The sequence below is a fragment of the Protofrankia sp. Cas4 genome (assembly GCF_963555915.1).
Classification (GTDB): Bacteria; Actinomycetota; Actinomycetes; order Frankiales; family Frankiaceae; genus Protofrankia.
This window is the reverse complement of sequence record NZ_CAUVXL010000094.1, coordinates 1-4,449: the sequence shown is the minus strand read 5'-3', so window position 1 is coordinate 4,449 and position 4,449 is coordinate 1. Positions and strand designations below refer to the sequence as shown.

Annotated in this window: 3 protein-coding genes and 1 pseudogene; 2 read left to right on the top strand and 2 right to left on the bottom strand. The window is 69.5% G+C overall.

Going from position 1 to position 4,449, the window contains the following annotated elements:
* On the bottom strand, nt 1–1,728 hold a 1,728-nt coding region (locus U9979_RS08690; RefSeq protein WP_322778959.1), incomplete at its 3' end, for a CHASE3 domain-containing protein.
* A 198-nt stretch (nt 1,729–1,926) separates the two neighbouring features.
* Between U9979_RS08690 and U9979_RS08685 the strand changes: the two genes are divergently transcribed.
* Nucleotides 1,927–3,084, top strand: coding sequence for an ATP-binding cassette domain-containing protein (locus U9979_RS08685; RefSeq protein WP_322747306.1), 1,158 nt, complete (start codon nt 1,927–1,929; stop codon nt 3,082–3,084).
* Nucleotides 3,085–3,089: 5 nt separating this feature from the next.
* Nucleotides 3,090–3,866, top strand: coding sequence for an ABC transporter permease subunit (locus U9979_RS08680; protein WP_322778960.1), 777 nt, complete (start codon nt 3,090–3,092; stop codon nt 3,864–3,866).
* A gap of 28 nt (nt 3,867–3,894) precedes the next feature.
* Here U9979_RS08680 and U9979_RS08675 read toward each other — a convergent pair.
* Nucleotides 3,895–4,449, bottom strand: a pseudogene (locus U9979_RS08675) (hypothetical protein); the annotation flags it as partial.

Sequence of the window (4,449 nt, the reverse complement as noted above, 5' to 3'; positions counted from 1 at the left end):
CACCAGCGGCCCGATGGCGGTGAGCGTGACGACATCAGCGGTCGGCGATTCCCCCGGCGGAGTCGCCGGGAGCTCTCCTGCTCGGCCGGGGCGGCCCCCGGACCGGCCGGATCGGCCCCGTCTGTCCGGCGGCGACCCCCGATCGGGCGGCGGCCTCCGATCGGGCGGCGACCCCGGATCACGAGCAGGCCCCGGATCGCGTGGGGACCCCGGCGGCTCCGCGCGAACCGCCCCGACCGGCTTCGCCGATACAGCCGGAAGCCCGGCGGCAGGGACCCCGGCGGCAGGGACCCCGGCGCCGGCGAACAGCTCGACCGCCGGGCCGGACCGGCGCAGCAGAAGCCCCTGCGGATGGCCGGCGTTGGCATATTCGACCGTCCCGGTCGCCGGGTCGACCACCGCGACCACGGCCGTGGCGAAGACCTCGTCGGTCTCGCCCAGGTTGTCCACGACCCACTCGATGGCAGCTCCGGGGTCGGACACCCCGCCGGTCAGTGCCGCGCCCAGCAGCTGTTTGAGCCGCAGCGCGTACACACCAGCCGCCGACCCGTGGCCGGACACATCGCCCACAACCACCCCGACCCGGCCGCCGGGCAGGTCCACCGAATCGAACCAGTCGCCAGCCAGCTCCCCCTCGGCCGGATCGACCCGACCGCGCACGACCAGCCCGGACGCGTGCAGGGTGGACGGGGTGAGCGCGTCACGCAGGGCGACCACGGCGGGTCCCTCCTGAGCGAGCGCCTCCCAGAGCCGGTCGTTCTGCCGGACGAGGCGTACCAGCTGCGCCCGCATCGCCTCAACGTTGCCGGCAAGATCGACCAACTCCTTGGGCCCGACCGCCGGGATACGGGTGTCATAACGTCCGGCAGCGACCGCGTTGACCGCCCTACGCAGCGAGGCGATCGGCCGCAGGAGCCAGCGACGTGCGACAACACTCAGCGTGACCACAATGACCGCGACCAGGAACACCGCTGTACCCAGTGAACTGAGCAACAGGTCCTGGGCGCCGGCGACCCGACCGACGGTGGATGTCTGCTCCTGGGAAATCGCGATCTCAAGGCTGGTCACATCGGCGCGCAGTGCACTCAGCCGGGTCCGGGCCGTCGAGGACCTCTCGACATCGCGGGCAGCCGCAACAGCACCGTCCCGCATCGCCGCAAGTTCTGGCCGCGCCACGTCCGAGCGCCACGCCTGGTATGCCCCGGCGACGCCGTGCAGCTGGGTGACCAACGTGGCCTGACCATCCAGGAGCATCTCCAGGCGCGCATAGTGCACCGGGATCAACTTGCCGGCCTCGTCGAACGAGTCGAGGAAGGAGCGATCCTCGGTGATCAGATACCCGCGAACGCTGCTCTCCTGATCGACGTAGTCGGCCAGGAGCATGGCCGCGGTGGTCGCGGCGGGATCCAGTCGGTTGCCCCGTTCGGCGGTGGCATGGTTGGCCCTGACCGCGGAGTAAACCGCTACCCCGAGGGTGGCAACGCCCACGACCAGAGCCAGTGCCGCCATCGCCCGGATACCCCAGCGCAGACCCGCCACCTGTGCCACGGTGACTCCCTCCGATCCCCGAAGCCCTTGCAGCCTCGATGTCGGGCTCACGGCATTGTCGCCCAACGCGATGACGGCATGGCGCGCAGCCGGGCGCTCGCCCGCCCCGCCGAGCGTCCCGGCGGCGCGTGCCATCCGCCCGCCCGGCCGGGTCCCGACCCGATCCGGTGGTTGGACCATGACTGAAGATCTTTTTCATGGAGAGTTAATGATCGTCACCACTCACAACGCTTCTCCATCCGTTACGCTCTGTTCGGTCAACGTCCGCCGACCGGGAGACCGTGCCACACGAAGCCAACACCAGAGGTCAACCAAGCACCGAGCATCGTCCAGCGCCGGAAATCATCCAGCGCAGGCAACCAAGGAGGCAATCACGTAATGACGGCGGAGACTCCGGCGAGGCCACCGCGGATGCGGATACGATCACGACGGCAGACTCGCACGGACCTGCCGCAGCCTCCCCCCGACGCTGCCATCTGGAGCCAGGGGCTTACCAAGCAGTACGGCACCCGACGGTCAGTGGACCGGCTGAACCTGCACGTCCCCACCGGGGCGTTGTCGGGCTTCGTCGGGCCCAACGGAGCCGGCAAGACGACCACTCTGCGAATGCTTCTCGGGCTGATCCGGCCCAGCGAGGGCCACGGTTTCGTGCTCGGGCACCCCATCGGCAATCCCGCGGCCTATCTCCCCCGGGTCGGCGCGATGATCGAGGGGCCGACCTTCCATCCTGGCCTCAGCGGGCGCGCCAATCTCCTCCTGTTGGCCCGCCTGCGCCGGCTCGGTCCGGACCGGGTCACCGAGACCTTGGACCTGGTCGGCCTGACCACCCGGGCCGACGACCGATTCTCCACTTACTCGCTGGGTATGAAGCAGCGATTGGGAATCGCAGCCGCGCTGTTGCCGAACCCCGAACTCCTGATCCTCGACGAACCGACCAACGGGCTCGACCCAGCGGGCATCCGGGAGGTCAGGAGCCTACTCAAGGACCTCGCCGGGGCGCGGATGACGGTTTTCGTGTCCAGTCACCTACTGTCCGAAGTCGAACAGATCTGCGACCACCTGGTCATGATCCGTTCCGGCCGGCTACTCTTCCAGGGCCACGTGACCGACCTGCTTGCCGCCGAGGAACCACGGCTCGTGCTGACCCCCGAACATGCGGGAGACACCGAACGCCTCGCCGCTCTGCTGCGCGACCACGGCCTGCAGGTCGACCCGCCGCAGGGGTCCTCGATCGGCTCGGTCAGCGTGCACGCCCCCGAGGCGGTAGCCGCGAACCTCAACAAAATCGCCATGAAAGCGGGAATCACTCTGCGCGCGCTGACCGCCTACCGCCCTACGCTGGAGGAGACCTTCCTGGTCGCAACAGGCGGGGTCGACGGCGATCTGATCCCGCGTAGCCGCAGCTCACCGGACGCCTCGGTACCGGCATCAGTGGACGGCTCAGTGGACGGTTCAGTGGACGCATCGATAGCTGCCTCGGGCGGATTTCGCATCTCCGCCATGCCCGCCCCGGACGTGCCCGGATGCGCGTCGTGACCCCGATGTTCCGGGCCGAATGGGTCAAGCTCGGTCGCCCGCGCTTCTTCTTCGGGACGCTCGCCGCCATCGGCGCCGTCGCGGCGCTCGGCGCCGTGTTGACCATGCTGTCGGTTGGGCACAAGGACTACGACGGCGTGCCGGTCACGGCAGCCGCACTGGCCGCTCCGGACGGGGTCATGCAGGGGTTGGAAGCCGTCAGCATCCTGCTCGGTGTGACGGCCCTCGCCGTCACAGCCGCTGTTATCGGCGGCGACTTCACCCATGGAACACTGCGTAACCAGCTCATCGCCTATCCCTACCGGCTTCGCCTGCTCGCGGGCAAATGCCTGGCCCTGGCTGCCTTCGTCACCGTGATGGTCACTGCGGCCACGGTCGTGGCCGCCGCCGCATCGTTCGCGATCGCGCCCGCGACGGACGTGGGTACCGCTGCCTGGCACAGCACAGCCGGCCTGGTCGAGATCGGCAAGGGATACCTGAACGTGCTCGCGGCGTCGCTGGGATACGCGACCATAGGCGTCCTGGTCGGGGTGGTGTTCCGCTCCCCGGCTGCCGCGGTGTCGGTGGGGCTGGCATACGCCCTGCCGCTGGAGATGCTCGTATCGCGGATCTGGAGCCCGGCGGCAGCCTGGCTGCCCGCCCGGCTCATGGACACCTTCGCCGCAGGCGCGCACGGATATCACATCGCCTACTCCGCGGCCGGCCTCCGGATTCTCGTCTTCTGCTTGGCCGCGGTACTGGTCGCCGCCGGGCTGTTCAAGCACCGTGACATGACGTCCTGACCAGTCTCAGGGCTGACTCAGGGTCGACTCAGGACAGCAGGGCACGCAGGTCGACGCGCATCAGCCACTGGTCGAGCTTGAACGGCGGGTACGGCCACGGGATGGCGTCGAGTACCAACTGGTTGACGGGAAGCCACATCACCCCGCGGTGCGCATCGACGGCGCCCCGCCGGACGCCGATGTATCGGGTGGATGGACGGCGTAGTCCACCCAGGCCGATGTCCAGCGGCCGACCCAGGGCGAAGGTCATGTCCCGGCCCCGACCCGAGGGCCGGACGACCTGCACCACGCCGTCGAGCCCGGCGAGCACAACCGCCCCGCTGGTCGGGTCGGGAACGATGCTGCGGACGAGACCGCCGGTATCGGTGCCCGAAACGAAGTACTCCGGCGGGTTCAGCGCCCCCCAGCTCTGCGCCGGCCAACCGTCGACCGCCGGCGTCCGGCTGACCAGACCACGCTCGCTACCAATCTTGGGGTAGACGGCGAGCGTCGCGGCGCGCAGTCCGTCCGCCCTGGTGCGGGCGACATACAGGGTGCCGTTCGCGTCGAAACAGGCGGTCTCCATCCGCGAGTCGTCCGCCGC

Coding starts and splice junctions, on each gene's coding strand:
- U9979_RS08685 (WP_322747306.1), top strand. CDS start 1,927: ATGACGGCGGAGACTCCGGCGAGGCCACCGCGGATGCGGATACGATCA.
- U9979_RS08680 (WP_322778960.1), top strand. CDS start 3,090: ATGTTCCGGGCCGAATGGGTCAAGCTCGGTCGCCCGCGCTTCTTCTTC.